18 protein-coding genes are annotated in these 24,634 nt (G+C 46.6%); 15 read left to right on the forward strand and 3 right to left on the reverse strand.

All coding sequences use genetic code 11. The features are described 5' to 3' along the window. Positions 1-54 precede the first annotated feature (54 nt). Positions 55-2,496 (reverse strand): cation-translocating P-type ATPase, encoded by a 2,442-nt coding sequence (locus BLCOC_RS11630; RefSeq protein WP_416385660.1) that lies wholly within the window; start codon positions 2,494-2,496, stop codon positions 55-57. 158 nt (positions 2,497-2,654) lie between these two features. After that, a complete protein-coding gene (locus BLCOC_RS11635) occupies positions 2,655-3,887 on the reverse strand; it encodes a helix-turn-helix transcriptional regulator (RefSeq protein WP_029469462.1) in 1,233 nt (410 codons plus the stop codon). A gap of 205 nt (positions 3,888-4,092) precedes the next feature. On the opposite strand from BLCOC_RS11635, the gene BLCOC_RS11640 reads away from it, so the two are divergent. The 5 genes from BLCOC_RS11640 (at position 4,093) to BLCOC_RS11660 (ending at position 10,367) form a co-directional block, all read left to right on the forward strand. Next, positions 4,093-4,935 (forward strand): HAD family hydrolase, encoded by an 843-nt coding sequence (locus BLCOC_RS11640; RefSeq protein WP_115625371.1) that lies wholly within the window; start codon positions 4,093-4,095, stop codon positions 4,933-4,935. Positions 4,936-4,956: 21 nt separating this feature from the next. Continuing rightward, entirely contained in the window at positions 4,957-6,666 is a 1,710-nt protein-coding gene (locus tag BLCOC_RS11645; protein ID WP_115625372.1) for a glycoside hydrolase family 3 protein, read from the forward strand. Between the two features lie 12 nt (positions 6,667-6,678). Further along, on the forward strand, positions 6,679-8,079 hold the full coding sequence (locus tag BLCOC_RS11650; protein ID WP_115625373.1) for an MFS transporter: 1,401 nt from the start codon (positions 6,679-6,681) through the stop codon (positions 8,077-8,079). A 15-nt stretch (positions 8,080-8,094) separates the two neighbouring features. Continuing rightward, positions 8,095-9,318 carry an NAD(P)-dependent oxidoreductase gene (locus tag BLCOC_RS11655; RefSeq protein WP_115625374.1) on the forward strand — a complete coding sequence of 408 codons (1,224 nt, stop codon included), beginning with the start codon at positions 8,095-8,097 and terminating at the stop codon, positions 9,316-9,318. A gap of 173 nt (positions 9,319-9,491) precedes the next feature. Then, positions 9,492-10,367 (forward strand): aminoglycoside 6-adenylyltransferase, encoded by an 876-nt coding sequence (locus BLCOC_RS11660; protein WP_242999079.1) that lies wholly within the window; start codon positions 9,492-9,494, stop codon positions 10,365-10,367. Positions 10,368-10,579: 212 nt separating this feature from the next. Here the strand turns inward: BLCOC_RS11660 and BLCOC_RS11665 are convergent, their stop codons facing one another. Next, a complete protein-coding gene (locus tag BLCOC_RS11665) occupies positions 10,580-11,755 on the reverse strand; it encodes an ISL3 family transposase (protein WP_115622724.1) in 1,176 nt (391 codons plus the stop codon). Between the two features lie 273 nt (positions 11,756-12,028). Between BLCOC_RS11665 and BLCOC_RS11670 the strand changes: the two genes are divergently transcribed. From BLCOC_RS11670 to BLCOC_RS11715, 10 genes are all read left to right on the forward strand, one after another. Continuing rightward, complete coding sequence (locus BLCOC_RS11670) at positions 12,029-12,754, forward strand: hypothetical protein (protein ID WP_174717658.1); 726 nt, start codon at positions 12,029-12,031, stop codon at positions 12,752-12,754. A 59-nt stretch (positions 12,755-12,813) separates the two neighbouring features. After that, on the forward strand, positions 12,814-13,080 hold the full coding sequence (locus BLCOC_RS11675; RefSeq protein WP_026255420.1) for a DUF1905 domain-containing protein: 267 nt from the start codon (positions 12,814-12,816) through the stop codon (positions 13,078-13,080). Continuing rightward, positions 13,081-13,395, forward strand: a complete 315-nt coding sequence (locus BLCOC_RS11680; RefSeq protein ID WP_242999081.1) for a hypothetical protein — start codon at positions 13,081-13,083, stop codon at positions 13,393-13,395. Between the two features lie 685 nt (positions 13,396-14,080). Then, positions 14,081-15,763: an ABC transporter substrate-binding protein gene (locus tag BLCOC_RS11685; RefSeq protein ID WP_115625375.1), complete on the forward strand. Its 1,683-nt coding sequence runs from the start codon at positions 14,081-14,083 to the stop codon at positions 15,761-15,763. Positions 15,764-15,931: 168 nt separating this feature from the next. After that, positions 15,932-16,948, forward strand: a complete 1,017-nt coding sequence (locus tag BLCOC_RS11690) for an ABC transporter permease (RefSeq protein WP_018594865.1) — start codon at positions 15,932-15,934, stop codon at positions 16,946-16,948. Between the two features lie 5 nt (positions 16,949-16,953). After that, positions 16,954-17,844: an ABC transporter permease gene (locus BLCOC_RS11695; RefSeq protein WP_018594866.1), complete on the forward strand. Its 891-nt coding sequence runs from the start codon at positions 16,954-16,956 to the stop codon at positions 17,842-17,844. Between the two features lie 13 nt (positions 17,845-17,857). Then, positions 17,858-18,832 (forward strand): ABC transporter ATP-binding protein, encoded by a 975-nt coding sequence (locus BLCOC_RS11700; RefSeq protein ID WP_115625376.1) that lies wholly within the window; start codon positions 17,858-17,860, stop codon positions 18,830-18,832. A 1-nt stretch (position 18,833) separates the two neighbouring features. Next, complete coding sequence (locus BLCOC_RS11705) at positions 18,834-19,817, forward strand: ABC transporter ATP-binding protein (RefSeq protein WP_018594868.1); 984 nt, start codon at positions 18,834-18,836, stop codon at positions 19,815-19,817. Between the two features lie 185 nt (positions 19,818-20,002). Then, positions 20,003-24,013 carry an efflux RND transporter permease subunit gene (locus tag BLCOC_RS11710; RefSeq protein ID WP_018594869.1) on the forward strand — a complete coding sequence of 1,337 codons (4,011 nt, stop codon included), beginning with the start codon at positions 20,003-20,005 and terminating at the stop codon, positions 24,011-24,013. Continuing rightward, a complete protein-coding gene (locus BLCOC_RS11715; protein WP_029469453.1) occupies positions 23,994-24,617 on the forward strand; it encodes a TetR/AcrR family transcriptional regulator in 624 nt (207 codons plus the stop codon). Before BLCOC_RS11710 ends, BLCOC_RS11715 begins: the two co-directional genes overlap by 20 nt. Positions 24,618-24,634 lie beyond the last annotated feature (17 nt).

Consider the following 24,634-nt stretch of genomic DNA (forward strand, 5'->3'; position numbering starts at 1 on the left):
GGAGGAGCGCAGGCTGTCGTCTGAAAACAGCGGTAACCTGCGCTCCTTTTGTTGTTATAGTTCATTTAAGCCGTGTTCTCTTAAGCGGAGATACAAATTGCGGCATTTTTCAATGGCCATGGTCAGGTATCTGAGTACCGGTTCTGTGGCGATGGCAAATACTACAAAGAGCATAATGCATTTTGTGGACATGCCGGTAAGGGCAAATAAGTTATTTAAAAACAGACTGCAGAAGATGAGTCCCGCAATGGTTCCCAACAAAATGCCCACACGGATTTTGTTCATAGGTGCGCTGATCTTGTAGAGGATCATAAATCCCACAATGGCCAGCAGCATGGTAGCCGCAGTTGAGATATCCGTAGAATTAACTCCAAAGGTTCTTCCGAACACCACCAGCGCTCCTACCGCCAGAACATCTGTCAGCGCAGCAGGCATGGCCTTTAGGCATACATTGGTGAGAAAATGTCCCTTGATGATATTCTTATTTGGCTCCAGTGCCAGGAAAAATGCCGGTATGCCAATAGTGAACATGCTGATCAGGGATACCTGTGAAGGCTCCAGCGGATAAGTGAGCATAAATACAACGGAGAACAGGGAGAGCAGGAAGGAAAAAATATTCTTGACCAGGAACAGACTGGCGGAACGCTGAATATTGTTTACCACCCGCCGTCCTTCCAGCACTACCTGGGGCATACAGGAAAAATCAGATTCCAGCAGTACAAGCTGGGACGCCTGGGCTGCCGCGTCGCTGCCTGAGGCCATGGCAATACTGCAGTCCGCATCCTTCAGTGCCAGCACATCGTTGACACCGTCTCCCGTCATGGCAACCGTCTTGCCGGCTTCTTTTAATATCTGTACAAACTGTCTCTTCTGATTGGGCGTGACACGTCCGAAAACAGTGCTGTTCAGAACAGCTTCTCTCACTTCCGCATCTGTCTCCAGGTCGGAGGCATCCACATAGTTCTCTGCTCCGGCGATGCCTGCCTGTTTTGCCACTTCTGATACGGTAGCCGGGTTATCGCCGGAGATCACCTTCACCTCCACACCCTGTTCGGCAAAGTAGGTAAACGTCTCCTTGGCCTGCTCACGGATGGGGTTTGCCAGGAGAATATAGCCTAAGGGGATAATGGGGCTTTGCAGGGCTTTCCCGTCAATCTCCTCATCATAAGTGCCGAATACCAGGACACGGGAGCCTTTGGAGGCATATTCTAAAATCTCATCTTTATAGTCATCATAGTCCTCTTTCAGCACAAATTCCGGGGCGCCCAGTACATAGGTCACGTCCTCAAAAGTCACACTGCTGTATTTGGTTGCAGAGGAAAACCCTGTTTTGCCCACCGCTTTTTTCTTGGAGGTGGTTTTAAAATGTTTTTTGATGGCAGCCATGGTGATGTTGTCACTGCTCATAGCTGCGGCGAAATCGCCGATCATCACGGATAAAGGTTCCATCTCTTCGGAATCGTAGTCATCTGTTGCAATGACCTCCTGGACTTCCATGGAGTTTTCCGTGATGGTTCCGGTCTTATCCACACAGAGAACATTGACCCTTGCCAGTGTCTCGATACATTTCATATCGTGCAGCAGGACTTTTTTCTGGGCCAGGCGGATGGAGCTTACCGCCAGAGCCACGCTTGCAAGGAGGTACAGCCCCTCGGGGATCATGCCGATGACAGCGGCCACCATGGAGGTAACACTGGAGCGGAAAGCCTCATGCTGGAAGAAAAATGCCTGTATGAACAACATAAGGCCAATGGGGATAATGGCGATCCCCACGAATTTTACCAGTTTATCCAGGGAGCGGATCATCTCGGACTGTTCCCCGCTCTGCATTTCCTTTGCCTCCAGAGTCAGGCGGGAAATATAGGAATCCTTCCCCACCTTGTCCAGCCTTGCATGGCACTGCCCTGACACAATGAAGCTGCCTGACATAAGCTGATCGCCTTTTCTCTTGGTGATCTCGTCTGATTCACCGGTGAGCAGGGATTCATTGACCTGGACTTCCCCGGCGCTGACTAAAGCGTCCGCGCAGACCTGGTTTCCGGCCTTGAAGATAACGATATCATCCAGAACCAATTCCTCGGCATTTACCACAGAAGTTTTGCCGTTCCGGACCACAGAGGCATTGGGGGCGTTTAACATGGTCAGATTGTCCAGAACCTGCTTGGCCCGCACTTCCTGTATGATGCCGATCAGTGTATTGGCAATAATAACCGGGAGAAAGGTCAGATCCCGGAAAGAACCGACGATACACAGCAGGACTGCCAGAACTATGAAAATTAAGTTGAAATATGTGAAGATATTGTCATGTATGATTTCTTTCGTGGTCTTGGACGGCGGGTCCACAGCTTTGTTGGTCCAGCCGTGAAGTCTGTGCTCCTGTACCTGCTGGCTGGTCAGCCCGGTTTGATGATCTGGGTTATACCGGGTAGTTGGGATCCGCCGGTCCTTCTTTTCCTCCTGACTGTCAGATAGCTGGGGTTTTGTTTGCTTTTTCAGTTTTATCCGTTTTTTCACGAGTATACTCTCATTCCTTCCTGACGAAGACATTTTGTCTTTAGTATTTTCTATAACTGATGCATATATTCTAACACATAAGGGAGAAAATTACCAATTTATACAAACAATTTCATACATTTTTTCTATAAATATTATATTTACTCGGGATGCAGAATTGATTTCTGATATTGTTTCGGTGACATCCCATAAGTGCGCTTGAAAAGCCGGATAAAATAATTGATATCGTTATATCCGCAGGAAGCAGCAACTGTGCTGATGGGCAGGGAGGAAGAGTTGATCATGGTGATGGCCCGCCGGATTCGTACCTGGTGGATATAATCTGTGAGTGTGATATCCGTCTCTTTTTTAAACAGCCCGGACAGGTAATTTTTGTTCAGGCTGAACATTTCAGCAAAAAATGTCAGATTTAAGTCCTCCGCATAATGAAAATCAATATAAGAGATCACTTCTTTTACCACCTTGGAATACCCGGTCATGGAATGATTCCTGACCAGCAGGCAGTATTTGTGAAGCATATCTGTGGACAGATGGTCCAACTCCCGCTCTGTACGTGCTTCGTTGATCAAAATAGCAAATTTTCCGGAAAGATCATCAATATATAATGGATGCACGCCTCCGGCCTCCACTGCTTTGCGAAACAACGTGTTTAAGATTACCACTCCATGGCGCTTGTTCTGTATGGCATTGTCTGTTCTGGGCCTCAACTGATAGGTCTGGAATTTTTGGTAAAATTCGTGGGCGTGCCGGTCATCCCCTTTGGAGACAGCCTCCAGCATTTTATTTTCCACTTCATACCGCTCCTCAATGGTGCTGATGGTAAGCTGCGGCTCTTTCCGAAGCTTAAGGATCAGAGGGGAATGTTCTATATGGATTTCATTTTTGTCCGGGAGATGGGATACATTATATTCCATGTGAAATAATCCCTGGGCAAGGTTCAGGACCAATGACTCGAAGCTTCCTGTATTGTGCAGGACCGGAGTGGAGGAATAGACAATGCGGATATCAGAAAAAAGGCGGCCGGGTATGCTGCGCTGTTCCATCATATCACGGATCTGTTCTGTGTCCGGTTGGTTTTCCAGGTAAGGACCAATGACAAAATAGGAGGATTCATAGTCATATAGATACGAGGAGGGAATGTGCAGGAAAATATAATACATTCCAAAGGAATCTTCGTATCGGACAATATTCCCGTCTGTCACATATTGTTCCAGAAGTACCAGCAAAGGCTGGTAATCATAGTCTTCATAAAGGCGGAGACGGAGTCCGTTGTCTGTCTGGGAGAGGTTGGATTTGTCGCTGAAAATAATATGACATCCCACGCTGCAGGCGGTCACCGCCTGCTGAAGGAGTTCCAGTTGTTTATGTTTCATATGTCTACCTCGAAATTTGGTATGATTTTAAGAAAAAATAATATAATATTCATCTACCAAATAAAATACCATAAAATTGTGCTAAATTCAATGGATATTATTATTTTTTAAAACTGTAAACTATAGTATTTTAAACATAACGATTCAGCAGGCCTGCGGGTCTTGAACACATCAAGAGAAAATTAGAAAGAAAGGTCGTGAGAGTATGAACAATCCTTTTTCAGATTTTACAAGGAGGCATGATCACCTGGTATGTATTGATTCGGACGGCTGTGCCATAGACAGTATGGACATCAAGCATTTTAGGTGTTTTGGCCCGTGCATGGTAAAGGAATGGCATTTGGAGACACACGAAAAGGAAATTCTGGAGCGCTGGAATCAGGTGAATCTGTATTCCATGACAAGAGGGATCAACCGTTTTAAAGGGCTTGCGAAAGCGTTGGAGGAAGTCCATAAAAAATATGTGCCGGTAGAAGATGTGGATACCCTGATTCAGTGGGTAAATAAGACAGACGAACTGTCAAATGCTGCACTGGAAAAAGCCATAGACGCAGCGGATAGTCCGATTCTGAAAAAAGCACTGAGCTGGTCAGAGGCGGTGAATGAATCCATAAGACAGATCCCAAAAGAGGAGATCAAACCCTTTACGCATGTAAAAGAGAGTATTGAAAAGCTTCATGAAACCTGTGATATCGCCATTGTCTCCTCAGCCAACTGCGAGGCGGTAAAAGAGGAGTGGACACGGTTCGGTCTTCTGGAACATGTGGATGTACTGCTGGCACAAAACGCAGGTTCTAAGAAAAGCTGCATCAGCAAACTGCTCACTTACGGATATGAAAGAGAACATGTCATGATGACAGGGGATGCGCCCGGCGACATGGACGCGGCAAAGGACAACAATGTTTTCTTTTATCCTATTTTGGTATCCAAAGAGAGCATGAGCTGGTCCGGGATTCTGGATGCGGCAGAGAGAATGAAGGAGGGCACATTCGGAGGTGCGTTCCAGGAGGCGTTGATCAAAAGCTTTATTAAAAATCTTACAGAATAAGATCAGGAGGAAAGAAATATCATGGTAAATTTAAGAGAAAAACCGTATTATCTGAATGAGGAACAGATCCAGTGGGTGGAAGATACGATCGCCGGTATGACCACAGAGGAGAAAATAGGGCAGCTTTTTGTCAATATGGTGGCAAATGCGGAGGAACGAAAACCGGAAAATATTAAAAAGGTACTGGATACCTATCATCCCGGAGCCATCCGCTATCACAATGCGCCAAAGGAAGAACTGTGGGAAATGGCGGACTGTCTTCAAAAGACTACAAAAATTCCGCTGCTGATCGCCTCAAACTGTGAGGCAGGAGGAAACGGCGGCTGCCAGGGAGGAACGCCTATTGCCAACGGCGCTGCTATGGCGGCCATAGATTCCCCGGAGGAAGTGTTTAAAATGGCGGAAATCTCAGCAAGGGAGGCTGCTGCTGTTGGATGCAACTGGAATTTTGCCCCGGTTGTTGATCTTCTCTATAACTGGAGAAATACCATTGTGCAGCTCCGCGCCTTTAATGACAGTCCCGAGGATGTCATCCGCTATGCAAAAGCCTTTTTCAAAGGTATGAAGACACAGAATATCGCCACCTGCATGAAGCATTTTCCGGGAGACGGCACAGAGGAAAACGATCAGCACCTGATCATGGGCATCAATGAGTATGACTGCGATAAATGGGACCGGACGTATGGAAAAGTCTATAAAGAGCTGATCGATGAAGGGGTTATGACTATCATGGCAGGCCACATAGCACTCCCTGCGTATTCTAGAAAACTGCGCCCCGGTATCAAAGATGAGGATATCCGTCCTGCGACCCTGGCACCAGAACTGATCACTGACCTGCTGAAAGGAAAATTAGGCTTTAACGGACTGGTTGTTACGGATGCCTCCCATATGATAGGTATGTTCGGAGCAACCATCCCCAGAAGCCGGCAGGTTCCCCAGGCCATTGCCGCAGGATGTGATATGTTCCTGTTCTTCAATGAGAGAGAGGAAGATTTCGCTTATATGATGGAGGGGTATCAAAGTGGTATCATCACAGAAGAACGTCTGCAGGACGCCCTTCACAGAATACTTGGAGTAAAAGCTGCCCTGAATCTCCACAAGCTCCAGAAGGAAGGTAAACTGACTGCGCCAAAAGAAAATCTGGAGGTGGTTGGTTGTGCGGAACATCACAAGGCATCCAGAGAGTTTGCCGACAAGTATGTGACGCTTGTGAAAGACCGCCTGCATTATCTCCCCATGACACCAAAGAGATATAAGAGGATCAAGCTCATGTATATCGGGTCAGAAGCCACGGTCATTGCGGGAATGAAATTTGAGTCCAATGACAAAAATATTATCTCTGACCTTGTGTCACAGCTTGAAGGGGCCGGCTTTGAAGTGGATGCCGGTGTACCCGTAAAGAAAGGGAAAATAGAGGACTTTAAGAGACAGTACGACTGTGTTCTGCTGGTTCTCAATGTACAGGGATTTGCTCAGTATAATACCATGCGTGTAAAATGGGATGAGCCGGTAAAACAGCCCTGGTATATGTCGGAACTGCCTACCTTTGTGGTATCTCTGAGCAATACCAATAATCTGATCGATGTCCCTATGGCCAGATGCTACATTAATTCCTATATGGACCATCATGAGAGTTTTGCGGCAACCTTGGAGAAGATGATGGGAAAAAGTGAATTCAAGGGAAGATACAATGAAAATGTTTTCTGCGGAAGATGGGAGACCAGATTCTAGGGGGTGATAAAAATGAATGAAAAGACAGTAAAGCCATTTGGCCTGAAAGATAAGATAGGATATATGCTCGGTGATTTTGGAAACGATTTCACATTTATGTTTTCCAGTACCTTTCTGATGGTATTTTATATGAAAGTCCTGGGCATCAGTGCGGGGGCTGTGGGAACTCTGTTTTTGGTGGCGAGATTTGTGGATGCCTTTACAGATGTGACCATGGGACGTATTGTGGATACCTGCAAACCGGGCAGAGACGGGAAATTTAAACGCTGGATCCGCATCATGGCCGGTCCGGTGGCGCTTGCCAGTTTTTTGATGTACCAGTCCGCCCTGGTAGACGCCTCCATGACGGTAAAGATGATCTATATGTACGCAACGTATATTCTCTGGGGAAGTATCTGTTACACGGGAATTAATATTCCGTATGGATCCATGGCGTCTGCGATCACGGATGCACCGGAGGAGCGCACCGCCCTTTCCACATTCCGAAGCATCGGCGCTACACTGGCCCAGCTTGTCATCGGTGTGGGTGGCCCTATGATCATCTATGTCACAGACGCAAACGGTGTGCAGGTTATCCGCAATGACGGAAAAATATTTCCGGTTGTGGCAGGAATCTTTTCCATCTGTGCCATTATCTGTTATTTTATCTGCTACAAATGCACCACAGAGCGTATTAAGATCGAACCGGACCCAAATGCGGAGAGGATTTCACTGGCAAAGACATTTGGTGCTATTTTTTCCAACCGGGCGCTTTTAGGCATCGTAGGAGCAGCTATTTTCCTGCTTCTCAGCTCTCTGATGATGTCCAGCGTCAATACATATCTGTACGCCGATTATTTTGGTAATGTAAAAGCACTGTCTTCTTATAATATGATCACAATGCTCTGTTCCCTGCTCATGGCAACGATCACAGGTATCACGGTCAAGAAGTTCGGAAAAAGAGAATCCGCAGCCGCGGCAACTGTTTTTACAGGTGTTGTCTTCCTGATATTAGGGTTTATGAATGTGAAAAATGCGTGGCTGTTCGTGGTCCTGGCGGCAGCGGGATATTTGGGCGTGAGTTATTTCAACCTGATCATCTGGGCTAATATCATTGATGTTATTGATGATGTGGAGGTGAAAACAGGAAAGAGAGAAGACGGTACAGTCTATGCGGTTTATTCTTTTGCCAGAAAAGTAGGTCAGGCTTTGGCCGGAGGTCTGGGCGGCTATGCGCTGGGACTTATCGGGTATGTCTCAACAGCTAAGACCCAGAGCGCAGAGGTTTTGAGCGGTCTTTACAAACTGGCAACGGTTGTGCCGGGAATCCTCTTTCTCTGTGTGGCGCTGATGCTGATATTCGTATATCCGCTGTCGAAAAAGAAAGTAGAGGCAAACGTGGAATATCTCCGTATTAAGAGGGAAGGAAAATAAAAGGAGGAAAAGGATATGGCTGCACATGTACTGGACGAAGCGAACCGCTGTCTGAACTGTAAAAACCCTCAATGTCAGAAGGGCTGCCCTATCCATACACCGATTCCGTCGGTCATCCGGCTGATGCTGGACGGCCGTCTGGATGAGGCGGGGTGGAAGCTTTTTGAAAATAATCCGCTGACCACAGTCTGCAGTCTGATCTGCGACCATGAGAAACAGTGTGAAGGACACTGCGTGCTGGGAAGAAAAGGCGCGCCTGTACATTTTTCCACAATCGAAAACTATATTTCCAGCACCTACAGTTCCAAGATGGTAAAAGGCCCGGCAGCCTCCAACGGGATGCGGGCTGCCATCATTGGTTCCGGTCCGGCAGGGCTTACGATAGCAGTGCTGCTGGCCCGGAAGGGATATCAGGTGACCATCTTTGAGAGCAAGGATAAGATTGGAGGCGTACTCAGATACGGGATCCCGGAATTTCGCCTGCCCAAAAGTATATTAGATGATTTCGAGTATCGCCATCTGCGGCTGAAGGATATTAAGGTACGGCCAAACACTGCGGTGGGAGGGGCTATTTCCATTGACGATCTGCTCCGGGACGGCTATAAGTCTATTTTTATCGGGACAGGTGTGTGGAGGCCTAATGCGCTTCACGTAAAAGGGGAGACACTGGGGCATGTGCACTACGGGATCCATTATCTGAATAATCCGGACAGTTTTCATCTGGGGGAACGGGTGATCGTCATAGGCGCCGGAAACGCGGCTATGGATGTTGCCAGAACTGCGCTGCGCAAAGGAGTGCGGCAACTGCAGTGTTTTTCCAGGGATTCTTCCGTGGCTGCCAGTAAAAGTGAGTATGACTATGCCGTGCTGGAAGGAGTGGAATTTGTCTATTGCAAGATGCCTGTGGAGATCCGGGATGAGGGAGTGGTCTTTGCGGATACGGAAGAGACAGAAGGAGGGAGTGTCTGCCGGATCGAAGGGACAGAAAAGCTCTATCCGGCGGACAGTGTGATCGTTTCCATCAGCCAAGGGCCGCGGAACCAGTTGGTCAGAACTACCCCCGGTTTAGATGCGGATGTATTTGGACTGCTTGTGACAGACGATTCAGGCCATACCTCCCGGCCTGAGATATTCGCCAGCGGAGATGTGGTGAACGGGGCAAGGACGGTGGTGGAGGCGGTTGCGCATTCTAAGAAAGTGGCAGAGGCTATGGATCTGTATATGAGAGGTGGTGAATGAAACAAGACAACACCTCGCGGGACAGTGGAAAGCTGAACGGTTGAACGGTTACCTGGACAGTTATAATTGGACAGTTATGAGTTGACAAATACTATAGGATAATCTACACTGAAGGTATTGTTTGTCTGACAGTGAGCGAAGGTGTTGTGTACATTAATGACGGAGGGATGGGAATGCGGATGAGAACAGAACGGGAGATGTATGATCTGATCCTTGAGACGGCGAAAGAGGATGAGCGCGTGAGGGCTGTGTATATGAATGGGTCCCGCACAAATCCTAATGTGGCCAAGGACAAATACCGGGATTTTGATATTGTGTATGTGGTCAGGGAAACAGAATCCTTTCTCGCTGACCGGAACTGGATTTCCGTGTTTGGTAAAACAGCCATTGTACAGGAGCCGGATCGGAATGATATGGGGTGGGGCATAGAACTGGATCTTTTGTCTTCTTATACATGGCTTATGCTGTTTGAAGACGGGAACCGTATAGATTTGTGTATAAAGACACCTGCGTGTGCTGTGGAGAATTATCTGTCGGATACGCTCTGTATCAAGCTCTTGGATAAGGATGGTCTGCTGCCCCAGATCCCAGAGCCGAATGATAGTCTGTATCATGTAAAGAAACCATCTGAGGCGCAGTATGAGAGCTGCTGTAATGAGTTTTTTTGGTGCCTTAACAATGTGGCGAAAGGGATAGTCCGTGATCAGTTGCCCTACGCATGGAGAATGTATCACCAGGTCGTTCATGCTGAGCTTGAAAAAATGGTGGAGTGGTATATTGCGGCGGAGTATGATTTTTCTGTCTCTACAGGGATGTGGGGGAAATATTTTAAGAAGTATTTATCCATTGACCTTTATGAAAAGTATTGTACTACTTATTCCGATGCGGATCACGCAAATCTGTGGCAGGCGGTTTTTAACGGCTGTGATCTATTCCGCAACCTGGCAGTGAAAGTGGGTGCGCATTTGGGGTATCTTTATAATGAAAAGGATGACGAGGGTACCATGCGGTATTTGGAAATGATGAAGAAAGATGCTTTTGCTGAGTAAAGGTTTTGGTCAGATTTTATTGATGGAAAATAGGAGACAGTCTGGAGTGGATAAAAGCCATTCAGATTGTCTTTTTTTGGCTCTATGTCAATAGTTGGGGTGGGATTCTTTGAATCCCGCTCCTTTACTACATTTAGGGCCATTTTAATGTTTGGGTCTATAATTCATGTTTTTGGGCATGCCAAATAAGCCTCTTGCCAGTCGTCCGTTTTTTAGATAGAGCAGTGTATAATTCTTGTACGGAATCTATTAAAGTTACGTATTCCGAAAGATAGTCTTTTTAGCACCTTGATTTTATTATTGTAACCTTCAGTAGGACCATTTGTATATTTGTATTTAAAAGCATTTAAAATACCTTCTGACCAGTTTCTATAAGTTTTTGCACAGTTCTCAAACTCGGGTATTCCTGATTTCTCTGCAGACTTAACCCACTCCCAGAAAGCTGTTCGCTGATAGGAGTACTTCTCGCTCTGGCATATCTCATAAAACCATTCCTTAAGAGTATGAGCCAATCTCAAGTCATCGTTATAAAGTAGCATAAGATCGCACGCTTTCTTGTTTTCATCCTTAAGCTTAGCATATCGAGTAAGAATTAACTTTCGGCTGCGTTTATAGTATCTTCTGAGGTTTACAGGCATTGTTTTCTGGAGCCTTTTCCTCACATTTTCAATTGCCCAAGTTACATACCGGATGAAATGATATTTGTCTATAATGATTGTGGCATTAGGGAAGTAAGCTCTTGCTAAGTCTACGTAGGGCTGCCACATATCACAGACAAAGAACTTCACACGGTGGCGCTCAGCTCGGTTTGTTTCTCTGAAATAGGAAATCAAATGGCTCTGCGTTCTGTCCGGTAGGATATCAAGAATACGGTGTTTCTTGGCATCTAAAAGAATACATTGGTACTTTCCGGCGTCTGTATTACCCTTAAATTCATCAATTGATATACACTCTGGAAGAGAGGGTGTAGAATAATTAATGGTGTCCAAAAGTCGGGTAACGGTGTTAACTGAAACATTTGTTGTATCTGCAACGGACTTTATACTCACAAGATTTCTAAGTAGGTCAATTATCTTGTAGGATAAACGTAAAGTCTGCCGTTGATAGGAAGGTAGAAAATGATATTTCTCCATAAATCGTTTACCGCATTTACAGACATATCGCCTTTTCTTAAGTATTAAATATGTATGTTTCATTTGGAACGGTAGATCCTTAATCTTTTGATACCGATAATCATGAATGCGTTTGGTTTGGTTGCCGCACTCAGGACAAGTCTGTAAGGAAGGATCTGTTTGAATAAAAATCTTTACATAATGATCCGCATGCACAACTTTTTTTATTATAACCCCTTCTAAATCTAAGAGATTTTTGGTACAATTAGAGTGCATTTTTGAAACCTCCTTTAAAATGTTAGTTTTGGATGACCGGCATTTTGGGGAGGCTTCTTTTATTTTATAACAAAAAATGAATGTTGAAAATACGTTATTCACATACCCCAACATTCATTATAGAACCCTTTTTTTGTTGTGGGCTGCATGGTGTTATATAAAATAATTGTTGGACTGTGCTAAAAGAAAGGGTATAATTACTATTAGAGAACGGAGAAAGTGTTTTGGGGAAATATTTATTTGTCAGTAAATGTTTAATATGGGGGACCGCGTATGAAGGATTTTTTAAAAGGAATTATTATATTGCTGTTTGCTTTATTTATCTTTTGGGCAGGATATACTGTTGGCAGGAACCATATGATTCAGGGCGGTTTTAACGATTCAGCCACATTTTACGCTGTGATCCGGGAAATAGACGGCAATTCCATGCTGGTATCAGGGCTGAAGGAAAACGATGTGAATTACAGAGGTGAGTTTCAGTTTCAGGTTACCGCTGACACAGAGATAGAATGGCATCATACAGATATAGCCTTAACAGATTTGATGCCAGGACAGAACATATCCGTTTCCTTTTCAGGAGGATATCAGGAAAGCTATCCTGTACACATACAGGGAGTAAATAGGATCTGTCTTTTGGATGATACGAATCCTTTGCTTGACAAGGCGGAGACCTCGTCAGTGAAAAATTATTATATGAATGCGGAACAGCTGGGAAAAACTGAACAGAGCCTTCCCTGTCTGACTCTCCTTGACAAGGAGAATTTTGTCTTTTCTTACGATGTGCTCAGTTCCTATATACCTATGGGAACGTATGAGACGGTGGATGGTGAACTGGTTGCGACAGACAAAGAAAAGGGGAGCCGGTATGTCTTTGAAGTAGTGGATGAAAATACATTGAAATTTATAAAGGAAAAATCTGCGGATGTCTCTCTAATAGAGGAGAATATGGGAATTGCAATTACAGACGGGGCGCTATTTGAACGGAAGCCTGTCGGATGATTATTTCCTGTAACCTGCGGGAGAAATTTTGTGAAATTAAAATAGTGAAGGGATTAGGCATGAATACAAGAGTATATGAATTTGAGGCGGTTATAAAAAAAGTGCCTGACATAGATGGGGCATATATTGAATTTCCTTTTGATGTACGCAAGGAATTCGGTAAAGGAAGGGTAAAGGTCCATGCCACCTTTGACGGTGAGCCTTATGACGGAAGTCTGGTACGGATGAAAACACCCGGCCACATTATAGGAATAAGGAAAGATATCCGGCAAAAAACAGGGAAACAGCCGGGGGATATGATCAAGGTCAGCATACAGGAAAGATAAATGGGGAAATCCCATATAGAAGTTTGGGTGCTGCGAAAAGAACTGCTGAAATTTGTCAAAGCTGATTTAGCGGGCAGTACCAAGGACTACCAGGATGGTTTTGTGAAAAAAATCCAGGAGTCTATGGCAAGAATAAAAGGCAGCCGGGAAATGGAGGAGCGGTTTATGTTGCTGGATGACTTCGGCCCTGTACCTGATGAACTCAGAAAGAATATTCTGGAAGAAAGGGATATGGATATACTTTTAAAATATCTGAAATTGGCGGCACATATAGACTCCCTTGCGGATTTTATTGACGGGATGAGTAAAATCTAAGAAGGTTAATTTTTATGAAAGTTCAAAATTCTAAAAGCGGATGCTGCAGTCATCTAAATGCGGCATCCCTGTCTTATATCTCTATGCCGGTTCAGGCATATGATAAATCCTACTATTGAATATATTTTAGAAATGACAGGCAGAGGAATTCGGATGTGATCCAGTCGTTGTATATCCATGGTATCTGTATATTTGTCCATCTGTGGAGCGTTTTTGCATATCCTGACTGTTACTTGCAGGATAACAGAGGAATATAAAAACGGCTGTTGAAATAAGTATTAGATTTGTCTTTTAATGAAAGACAATTGCAATGAAAACAGAGAAAATTATAATGTTTTATATAAAAATGTCTCTGACAAAAAGACAAATGTGTATTTGTCTATTGGGTATGTAAAATAATACACGAATAAAATGCAGGAAAAAAGAGGAGAACTTGCAAAAAAATAAAAGTAAATATCCAGTAATTATGAAATGGACAGCAGTTATGGCTCGGATTTGATTTGAAACGGGGAAAAAAGAAGTTGCATAACAAATCCATAAATGCAGGAAAAGAAATTAAAACTTGTAATTTTTCTCTTTCTATAGTAAAATGGTTAGCACAGAGTTCTTTGTGTTTACCACGTCAAAGTGATGTCAAAATGACAGAACACAGGGAATACTGCGTGAATCAAAGGAGGGATTTTCTATGAAGAGAAAAGTAATTGCGGCTTTACTCTGCACGTCTATGGCGATCACCATGATGGCAGGATGCGGAAGCAACAAGAAGACTGGTGCAGACAATACCAGTGACACAGCAAAGACAGAAACTACCGGTGATGAAGGAAATGCGGATGCGGATGCAGAGACAGAAGCCGGAACAACCGAGAAAAAAGCAAGCGGCGAGATGCTGACAAAATTTGCTGACGTTCCGGAAGATGCTGACAAAGAGCAGACACTGAGATACGCACAGGGCGCTGATCCCCGTGGACTTGATCCGGCTATGATCGATGACGGTGAATCTTCCAAACCTATCTGCCAGATGTATGAAGGCCTTCTGAAGTACGGCGACAGTGATACAGAAGTTGAGCCATGCCTGGCTGAGTCCTGGGAGATCAGTGAGGACGGCCTTACCTATACCTTCAAGTTGAGAGAAGGTGTAAAATTCCACGACGGAACGGACTTCAACGCCGAAGCGGTAAAATATAACGTTGACAGACAGACTGTCAATAAAACAGAGGACATGCTTTACGCTGACTTCGTATATGGCGATGTTGCAGAGTGCAACGTAGTGGATGATTATACTGTAGAATTTAAGCTCACTAAAAAATCCACACCGTTCTTAAATAACCTGGCTATGTCCCTGGGTGCTCCTATGGTAAGCCCCACTGCATGTGACGCGGCAAATGGAAACTTAAATGAAGCTCCATGCGGAACCGGCCCGTACAAGTTCGTAAGATGGGATAAGAATGAAGCTGTAGTTATGGAGAGAAACGAAGACTACTGGGGTGACAAGGGTGTTGCGAAAGAGATCATCTTCTCAACAATTCCGGATAACTCCGCACGTGTAGTTGCCCTGACAAATGGGGAAGTGGATATCATTGACGGTATCGACGCTACTGTAGTTGACCAGATCACGTCTGCAGGCTGTCTGTTATATCAGGCAGAGGGTATGAATATCAACTACATGGCATATAACACCCAGAGAGTAACAGATCCTGAGGTTAGAAAAGCATTATCTGAAGCAGTCAATGTGCCGGAACTGGTTGAGAGCCTTTACAAGGGATACGCTTCCCAGGCTACCAGCATTCTTCCTACCTTTATGCCGGGTTACAGTGCAGATGTAAAACAGACAGAGTACAATCCGGATGACGCTAAGAAGGTTCTGGAAGAAAAGGGCATCACAGAACTGAAGATGATGGCTTATACAAACCCAAGACCTTACAATACAGCCACAGGCCAGACATTGGCAGAGGCTCTGCAGGGATATTTTGACAAAGTAGGCGTAAAAGTGTCCATCGATTCCTATGACTGGACAACATACAAAGAAAAACTCGGCGCCGGCGATTATGACATGTGTCTGTACGGCTGGATCGGTGACAATGGTGACCCGGATAACTTTATGTATCTGTTAGCTCATGAGGACCCGGAAATGAACGTTGCCCTGTACCGCAATGAAGAGTACAATACCATGCTTTCAGAAGCAGCATCCATGGAAAATGGTGACGACAGAAATGCAGCATATGCCAAGATGGAACAGAAGATCGCGGACGAGAATGTCTGGCTGCCGATTTCCCATCAGCAGAACCTGTCAGGCTATGTATCTAATGTACAGAACTTCATCGCACATCCGACAGGAAATGTTTTCTTGAGCAAGACATATAAGAACTGATCAGGTAAAACGGGATTGCATAAGGGCAGAGAAATCTGCCCTTATATGCGGTCTAAAAGCCTGTTCTACCGGGGAACAGTTCATTTCTGAAAGGGCTCTGCAGGTTAACCCCTTGAGAAATGAATTGTTCCGAAGAAATTCAACAAAAGAATAAAGAGAGGTCAAGACATGTTTAAGTACATAATAAAACGGCTTTTACAGCTCATACCCGTTCTCTTTGGTGTATCCCTGATCGTGTTCTTCCTTATGCGTGTATGCGCACCGGACCCTGCACCTATCGTTCTGGGTCAGCACGCAACCAGGGAGAGTATGGAGGAATGGCGGGAAGCCAATGGGCTGAATGAACCTGTGGTCACACAGTATGTAAACTTTATAAAAGGAGCAGTCACCGGTGATCTGGGCACATCCTATTACACCAAGGCGCCTGTGACAAAAGAGATTGCCAGCCGTTTCCCGGCAACGGTGGAACTGGCCATTGTGGCGATCATTCTGGCATCCATTTTCGGCATAATAATCGGTGTAGTGTCTTCGGTAAAGAAGAATTCCATTTTTGATAACGGCGGTATGCTGCTGTCTCTGGTGGGCGTATCCGTACCTATTTTCTGGCTTGGTATCATGCTGATCATCCTGTTTTCCGGTGTTCTTCACTGGCTGCCTTCCAGCGGACGTATTGACCCGTCCCTGCGTCCGGATACCGTGACTGGTTTTATGATCATAGACAGTATTATCCAGGGAGATACAACAGCTCTCAAAGATGCCGCTGTCCATATGGTTCTCCCGGCAGTAACTCTGAGTCTTTATTCCATGGCGATCATTGCCCGTATGACACGCTCCAGTATGTTGGAGACCCTGAATCAGGACTATATCCGTACAGCCAGGGCAAAAGGTATCAGTGAGGGAAAAGTGACGAGAAAACACGCACTTAGAAACGCCATGCTTCCTGTCACTACCGTTATCGGTCTGCAGCTCGGCTCCCTTCTGGGCGGTGCGGTGCTGACAGAATCTGTGTACGCATGGCCGGGCATTGGCAATTATACAGTACAGTGTATCATGAAATCAGATTTCCCTGTGGTACAGGGTGTGGTCCTGCTCATTGCAGTGATATTCGTATTGATGAATCTCATCGTGGATGTGATCTATGCGTTTCTGGATCCGCGTATTAAATTCGAGAAGAAGGAGGTGTAACTGTCATGCGGAAAAAACAACAGGTACAGACAACAGGGGAGGCACTGGAAAAACCAGAATCCCAGATTCGTGTGATGTGGGACACTCTGAAAAAGAACAAAGCAGCAGTGGCAGGTCTTGTGGTCATTGTGTTTTTCCTGTTTTTAGCTGTCATGGGAGACTGGCTGGCTCCCTATGATCCGGAGTATTCTGACATGGGGCACACATTTGTGGCACCCTGCAAGGATTACTATTTCGGTACAGATCAGCTTGGACGTGATATCTTTTCACGTGTGCTTTCAGGTACTAAGATTTCTCTTTTTGTTGGTGTGGCCGCTGTGGCCTATTCTCTGCTGATCGGAACCGTTCTTGGCTCTGTGGCAGGATATTTCGGTGGAAAGGTGGATTCCTTTATCATGAGATGTATGGATGTCATGCTCTCCATCCCGTCAATCCTTCTGGCCATCACCCTGATGGCAGCCCTTGGTAAAGGGCTTGACAAAGCCATCATTGCCATTGGTACGGTGTCCATTCCGGAGTATGCGCGTATTGTGCGAAGCTCAATTTTGTCAGTCAAGGAAAATGATTACGTGGCAGCAGCTAAGGTTGTGGGAAACTCTGACAGGAGGATCATTTTCCACCACATCCTTCCAAACGTGGTAAGCTCTATCGTGGTCAGGGCTACATTGGGTATCTCCACTGCGATTTTGGATACAGCAGCTCTTGGATTCTTAGGCATGGGCGTGCAGCCTCCCATGGCGGAGTGGGGCGATATGCTGGGACGTGCGAGAACCTATATTTTCTCTGCGCCCTACACCCTGATTTTCCCGGGTCTTGCCATTACATTGGCAGTGCTGGCATTCAACCTGTTCGGCGACGGCCTGCGCGATGCACTGGACCCGAAAGAACGAGTATAAGGAGGACCGTATCATGTTATTGGAAGTAAAAGATCTGGAGACAGAATTTAAAGTAAAAAGAGGTACGGTCAAGGCGGTAAACGGTGTCAGCTTTGAAGTGGACAAGGGAGAAATCCTGGCAGTAGTCGGAGAGTCCGGTTCCGGAAAAAGTGTTACCTCTCTTTCTGTTATGGGATTGATCCGTGACCCGGGCCGTGTGGCAGGGGGAGAGATCCTGTTTGGCGGAGAGAATCTGCTAAAGAAAAACACTAAGGAGATGCAGGCGATCCGGGGCGATAAAATCTCTATGATCTTCCAGGAGCCTATGACTTCCCTGAATCCGGTGTATAGGGTGAAGGATCAGATCATGGAGACGATTCTGACACATACCACCATGAGTAAAAAACAGGCTCTGGCAAGAGCCATAGAAATGCTGGATCTGGTAGGTATACCCGCACCGGAACAGCGAGTGAATGACTATCCCCACCAGATGTCCGGCGGTATGCGCCAGCGTGTCATGATCGCCATGGCGCTGGCCTGCGATCCGGAGCTGCTGATCGCCGATGAGCCTACAACCGCTCTTGATGTGACGATCCAGGCCCAGATCCTGGACCTGATCAACCGCCTGAGAGAAAAGCTGGGTATGGCAGTGCTTCTCATCACCCATGATCTGGGTGTTGTGGCTGAGACTGCTGACAAAGTGGTGGTTATGTACTGCGGCCGTGTGGTGGAGCAGGCGACCGTGGAGCAGCTCTTTACAAAACCACTGCATCCCTATACACAGGGACTTCTGGATTCCATCCCCAAAATGGATGAGGACAAAGAGCGCCTGTATATGATCAAGGGTATCGTACCGGACCCCATCCATCTGCCCAAGGGATGCTCTTTTGCTGACCGGTGTGACAAATGTATGGAGAAATGTAAAGAGCACATGCCAAAGCTGGCCCGGACAGAAGACGGAAGAAAAGTAAGGTGCTTCCTGATAAGTGATGAAGTGGAGGGTGAGTAAGATGAGTGAAGAGAAAAAAGAAGTTCTTTTGGAGGTGAAGCACCTAAAAAAATACTTCGATGTTGAGACAAATTTCTTCGGAAAACCCACCGCTGTTCTGAAAGCTGTGGATGATGTGTCATTTAAGATCTATAAGGGAGAGGCTCTGGGATTGGTAGGAGAGTCAGGCTGCGGCAAGTCCACCATCGGCAAAATGCTGGTGGATCTATATAAGCCCACCGCGGGTGAGATCCTGTACGATGGAAAAGATATCTCCAAGCTCTCCACAAAGGAGAGGCGGAAATACTGTAAGGATATCCAGTTGATCTTCCAGGACCCGTACGCGTCCCTCAATCCCCGTATGACAGTTGGTGATATTATCGGTGAGCCGATCCGTATCAATAAACTGATGCCGGAAGACCAGGTGGAGGACAGAGTGACATATCTGATGAACTGTGTAGGTCTTGCAAACCATCAGAGAAACCGTTATCCTCACGAGTTCTCAGGCGGACAGAGGCAGAGAGTGGGAATTGCCCGCGCGCTGGCTGTTCAGCCCAAGCTGATCGTCTGTGATGAACCGGTATCTGCCCTGGATGTTTCCATTCAGGCACAGGTGCTGAACCTGTTGGATGATCTGAAGGAGGAGTTTGGCCTTACTTATCTGTTCATTGCCCATGGACTTAACGTAGTAAAGCACATCAGTGACCGAGTGGGAGTCATGTACCTGGGCAAACTGATGGAGGTGGCAGATAAGCGTGAAATCTATGATGATCCGCTGAACCCTTACACCCAGGCACTGCTGTCAGCCATTCCTTCTACAGATATCACAAAGAAAAAAGAAAGGATCATTCTGACAGGGGATGTCCCCACTCCCATCAATCCCCCTGCAGGCTGCCGTTTCTGCTCCCGCTGTTTTAAAAAGACCAAGGGATGTGACACCGTGATCCCTGAATTAAAGGACAACGGAAACGGGCATCTGGTTGCCTGTCATCTCTATGACAAATAAAAGCTTTCCTGTGAATACAGATACAGCCCCGGCACTTTAAAATGCCGGGGCTGTATTTCATAAGAAGAAGTTTATGTAACTTTAATAAATAGATTTGTTGACACTTATCCTGTAAAGACATATAATTTTTACATTAGACTGACCGGTCAGTCGGTCAATCCATAAAGAATACAGGAGGACTTCAAATGTTATCACGTTTCAGTGTGAAAAAGCCCTATACCGTCGTTGTGGCGGTGGTGCTGGTGATTCTTTTGGGAGTGGTGTCTGTGACAAAGATGAACACAGATTTACTTCCCAGTATGAATCTGCCCTATGCAATCGTAATGACCACTTATGTGGGCGCCAGCCCGGAATCGGTGGAGGAGACTGTTACTAAGCCCATTGAACAGAGTATGGCGACAGTCAGTAATATTAAGAATGTAAGCTCTGTTTCCAGAGAAAATGTATCCCTGGTGATCCTGGAGTTTGAGGAGACTACCAACATGGATTCCGTGTCACTGGAGATGAGGGAGAATCTGGATCAGATAAAGGGATATTGGGATGATTCCGTGAGCAATCCCATTATCATGAAACTGAATCCAGATATGCTGCCGGTTCTGGTGGCAGCAGTGGATGTGGATGATATGACAGCTGCGGAACTTACCGATTACATAGAAGATAACGTACAGCCCAATATCGAGAGTATTGACGGGGTTGCCAGGGTTTCCCAGAGCGGCGGCGTCACCGAGAGCGTTGAAGTGCGGATCGATCAGGAAAAGCTGGATGCCATGAACCAGAAGGTTCAGGACGCTATAAACGGTAAGTTTGCCGAGGAGGAACAGAAGCTTGAAGATGCCCAGGCCGAACTTGATTCCGGCAGAAGTGAGCTGGAGAACGGCCAGAGTGAACTGGAAAGCGGCCAGAATGAAGCGGCATCCCAGATCGGAGAGGGAAGCGGACAGCTCTCACAGGCACAGAGTGAACTGACCAAAAGTGCGGCAGAGGTGGATGTGCAGCTTCAGAACCTGGAGAGCAAGCAGGCAGAGCTTGACAGCCAGTCAAAACTTTTGCAGGCCACAGAGGAGGGTCTGAACCTCACTGTGGAAAAGCTGACTGAGGCAAAGAATAAACTTCTGGAGGCTCAGGATGGAAGCCAAAAGCTGGAAGAAGGAATTGCGGCGGTCCAGGGACAGATAGAGGAACTGGAGGCACAGTTAAGTGCCCTGACGCCGGAGAAGCCTGACAGTATGACAGATGAAGAGTGGCAGCAGGCCATTGACCAGCTGACTGCTGCGAAAGAGGAGATGGAGAACCAAAAGGCAGGGATGGAGCAGCAGCTTGCGGCACTGAATGAACAGCTCTCTAAGCTGGACCCTGTAGAGGTAGTGGATAAAGGCCTGGATGCGGCCAATAAAGGGCTGCAGGAGATCGCAGGTGCCAAAGCTCAGCTTGTGGAAGGCCAGACTCAGTTAAGCGCAGGGATCCAGAAGCTGCAGGAGGCAAAAGCCCAGATCGAGGCAGGCCAGTCCCAGATGAGCGCAGCCCAGATCCAGCTTGAAACACAGAAGATCATGGCTTCTATCCAGCTCAGCTCCGCTTCCTCAAAAATTGCCATGGGGACAGCCCAGTTAGAGGCGGCCCAGTCCCAGCTTGACTCAGGAAGGGATCAGCTTGACGAGGCAAAAGAGCAGGCCCAGGATAAGGCGGATCTGAATACCATCCTGACGTCTGATATGGTAAAAGGTATTCTCACAGCGGAGAACTTTGCCATGCCCGCAGGCTATGTGGCGGAAGACGGCAAGGAGTATCTGGTCAGGGTTGGAGACAAGGTGCAGGATGTGGACAGTCTGGGAGATCTGGTCCTGCTGGATCTGAAGCTGGACGGACTGGCATCCATACGCCTTTCTGATGTGGCAGACATTAGTGTCACAGATGACTCTGCGGATGTATATGCAAAGATCAACGGCAATCCGGGTGTGATGCTTTCCATAGAAAAACAGACAGGATATTCCACAGGTGAAGTGGCAGATAAGATTTTGGACCGCATGGATGAACTGGAGAAGGGAAATGACGGTCTGCATTTTACAACGCTGATGAACCAGGGAATCTATATTGATATGGTGGTGAATTCCGTTCTGCAGAATATGCTCTTCGGAGGCATTCTCGCCATTTTGGTACTGTTTTTATTCCTGCGTGATATTAAGCCGACTTTTGTCATTGCCTGCTCCATACCTATCAGTGTGGTGACAGCTCTGGTGCTCATGTATTTTTCAGGAGTGACATTAAATATCATATCCCTTTCAGGCCTTGCCCTTGGTGTAGGTATGCTGGTAGATAACTCCATTGTGGTCATTGAGAATATATACCGTATGAGGAGTATGGGGATACCTGCCAGAAAAGCCGCTGTGGAGGGCGCAAAACAGGTGGCAGGAGCCATTGTCTCTTCCACCCTGACAACAGTGTGCGTGTTCGCGCCGATTGTATTTACAGAGGGGATCACCCGTCAGCTTTTCGTGGATATGGGACTGACGATCGGCTTTTCTCTGGCAGCCAGCCTTGTTGTGGCGCTGACCTTGGTGCCTATGATGTCTGCGGGACTTTTGAAGAGAGCTGAGGCGAAACCGTCAAAACTTCTGGATAAAGTACAGAACTTTTACGGGCGTATGATCCATAAGACATTGACCCATAAAGCCTGGGTGCTTTTGGGAGCGCTGGTGTTATTTTTAGGAAGTATGTACCTTTCCGTGCGCAAGGGTACAGAATTTTTCCCGTCCATGGAGAGTACACAGGCCAGCATGACTGTGACCACGGACAAGGGAACACCTCTGAAGGAGACCGCCGCAAAGGCGGATGAGATCATAGACAGGATCTCAGATATAGACGATATTGAGACCATCGGTGCCATGGCAGGCGGTTCCTCCATGTCAATGGGCGGAAGTTCCACCAATCAGGTTACCATGTATCTGGTACTGAAGGAAGATAAAAAGCTGAACAATGAGAAACTGGAAAAGGAGATTTTAAAGAGGACCAAAGACGTGGAAGGCTGTGAGGTAGTGGTCTCCACTTCCAATATGGATATGAGTGCCCTCGGGGGCAGCGGCCTGCAGATCGAGATCAAGGGAAAAGACCTGGAACAGCTCCAGGAGATCGCCACAGACCTGGCCGGTAAAATAGAAAAAGTAAAGGGCACCCAGAATGTGGATGACGGTATGGAGGAGACAGATGCCCAGTATAAGGTGGTCGTGGATAAAGCAAAAGCTATGCGCAATGGTTTGACCGTGGCGCAGGTGTTCCAGGAGATCAACAAGAAGATCGCAGAGGCCACAAAGGCTACCACGATCCAAACGGCAACCAAGGACTATGATGTGTATGTGAGAAGTGAAAAGGATGAGTCTCTTACAAGAGAACAGATTGCGGACATAACCATCCAGACCACCAACGCGGAAGGAAAGACAGAGGAGATCAAAGTGGGAGATATCGCAGACTTTGAAGACTCCGTAAGCCCTCAGGCCATCAACAGGGACGGCCAGTCACGCTATATGTCCGTGACCGCAGAGATTGCAACCGGTTATAATATCGGACTTGTAAGCCAGGATGTTCAGAAGATCCTTGATAAGTATACCCCTCCGGAGGGCTACACCATAGAAATGAAAGGTGAAGATGAGAGTATTAACGAGGCCATGGGACAGCTTCTTCAGATGCTTGCACTGGCACTGGTGTTCATGTATCTGATCATGGTGGCACAATTCCAGTCTCTGCTCTCTCCTTTTATCATCATGTTCACCATTCCTCTGGCGTTTACAGGAGGATTTTTGGGCCTGCTTGTGGGGAATAAGCCGGTGAGTATCGTGGCAATGGTAGGATTTGTCATGCTGTCAGGTATCATTGTAAACAATGGTATTGTGCTAGTGGATTACATCAACCAGCTCCGCAAGGACGGTATGGAGAAGAGGGCGGCGATCGAGGAAGCAGGCCGTGCCCGTCTGCGTCCTATCGTGATGACAGCGCTCACCACTATTCTTGGCCTTACCACCATGGCTATGGGCATGGGTATGGGCGCGGATATGGTGCAGCCAATGGCGATCGTCACCATCGGAGGTCTGATCTACGGTACACTGCTGACGCTGTTTGTAGTGCCGTGTATTTATGATATACTGAACCGGCGTCATTATAAAAAAGATGAGGAGAGATTAGTGGATGAAGGAGAAGCTCAGTGAGAAAGAACTGGCACTTTTTCAGGCAGTCATTGACCTGATAGAGGAAGATGTGGATATTCACTCCATTAAAGTATCTGACATTACCAACCGGGCCGGAATCGGAAAAGGTACGGCTTACGAATACTTTTCCAGTAAGGAGGAGATGGTGGCCAAGGCCATCATCTGGTCCGGGGAGAAACTGTTTCAGAAGATCATGGGGATCCTGAGAACGACCGGAAGCCTGAAGGGACAGATCATGGCAGTGCTGGATTTCATCGAGACAGAGATGAGTGAGAGCAGATGCAGCACTCAGCTTATGCGCCTGCAGGGACAGGAATGTAAGATGAAAGAGAATTTGTACAGGGAATTTGCAAAATTCGGCGGCCCTCAGTGCCAGGTGGAACGTGTGCTGCACATTCTGATGGAGCAGGGAAAAAAAGAGGGGACCATTCCCGCGGATATGCCGGAGACATTTGTGACCATGGTGTTGATGTCCGGATTTATGAGTTATTTTGTATATCTGCTTCAGGACCTGGAAACAGAGGAGGTGCCAAGGGAGCGGACAAAGGACTTTTTGCAGAGAAATATTCTGCTGTCTTTCGGCAGCAGCGAAATACAGAAATAAGGAAGAGGGAATCTTGC

It is taken from the genome of Blautia coccoides, from assembly GCF_034355335.1.
In the GTDB taxonomy this organism is placed as follows: domain Bacteria; phylum Bacillota; class Clostridia; order Lachnospirales; family Lachnospiraceae; genus Blautia; species Blautia producta.

Bases quoted from the DNA above. Each gene is read 5' to 3' on its own strand.
- BLCOC_RS11635 (WP_029469462.1), bottom strand. From the start codon at position 3,887: ATGAAACATAAACAACTGGAACTCCTTCAGCAGGCGGTGACCGCCTGC.
- BLCOC_RS11640 (WP_115625371.1), top strand. From the start codon at position 4,093: ATGAACAATCCTTTTTCAGATTTTACAAGGAGGCATGATCACCTGGTA.
- BLCOC_RS11645 (WP_115625372.1), top strand. From the start codon at position 4,957: ATGGTAAATTTAAGAGAAAAACCGTATTATCTGAATGAGGAACAGATC.
- BLCOC_RS11650 (WP_115625373.1), top strand. From the start codon at position 6,679: ATGAATGAAAAGACAGTAAAGCCATTTGGCCTGAAAGATAAGATAGGA.
- BLCOC_RS11655 (WP_115625374.1), top strand. From the start codon at position 8,095: ATGGCTGCACATGTACTGGACGAAGCGAACCGCTGTCTGAACTGTAAA.
- BLCOC_RS11660 (WP_242999079.1), top strand. From the start codon at position 9,492: ATGCGGATGAGAACAGAACGGGAGATGTATGATCTGATCCTTGAGACG.
- BLCOC_RS11665 (WP_115622724.1), bottom strand. From the start codon at position 11,755: ATGCACTCTAATTGTACCAAAAATCTCTTAGATTTAGAAGGGGTTATA.
- BLCOC_RS11670 (WP_174717658.1), top strand. From the start codon at position 12,029: ATGAAGGATTTTTTAAAAGGAATTATTATATTGCTGTTTGCTTTATTT.
- BLCOC_RS11675 (WP_026255420.1), top strand. From the start codon at position 12,814: ATGAATACAAGAGTATATGAATTTGAGGCGGTTATAAAAAAAGTGCCT.
- BLCOC_RS11680 (WP_242999081.1), top strand. From the start codon at position 13,081: ATGGGGAAATCCCATATAGAAGTTTGGGTGCTGCGAAAAGAACTGCTG.
- BLCOC_RS11685 (WP_115625375.1), top strand. From the start codon at position 14,081: ATGAAGAGAAAAGTAATTGCGGCTTTACTCTGCACGTCTATGGCGATC.
- BLCOC_RS11690 (WP_018594865.1), top strand. From the start codon at position 15,932: ATGTTTAAGTACATAATAAAACGGCTTTTACAGCTCATACCCGTTCTC.
- BLCOC_RS11695 (WP_018594866.1), top strand. From the start codon at position 16,954: ATGCGGAAAAAACAACAGGTACAGACAACAGGGGAGGCACTGGAAAAA.
- BLCOC_RS11700 (WP_115625376.1), top strand. From the start codon at position 17,858: ATGTTATTGGAAGTAAAAGATCTGGAGACAGAATTTAAAGTAAAAAGA.
- BLCOC_RS11705 (WP_018594868.1), top strand. From the start codon at position 18,834: ATGAGTGAAGAGAAAAAAGAAGTTCTTTTGGAGGTGAAGCACCTAAAA.
- BLCOC_RS11710 (WP_018594869.1), top strand. From the start codon at position 20,003: ATGTTATCACGTTTCAGTGTGAAAAAGCCCTATACCGTCGTTGTGGCG.
- BLCOC_RS11715 (WP_029469453.1), top strand. From the start codon at position 23,994: ATGAAGGAGAAGCTCAGTGAGAAAGAACTGGCACTTTTTCAGGCAGTC.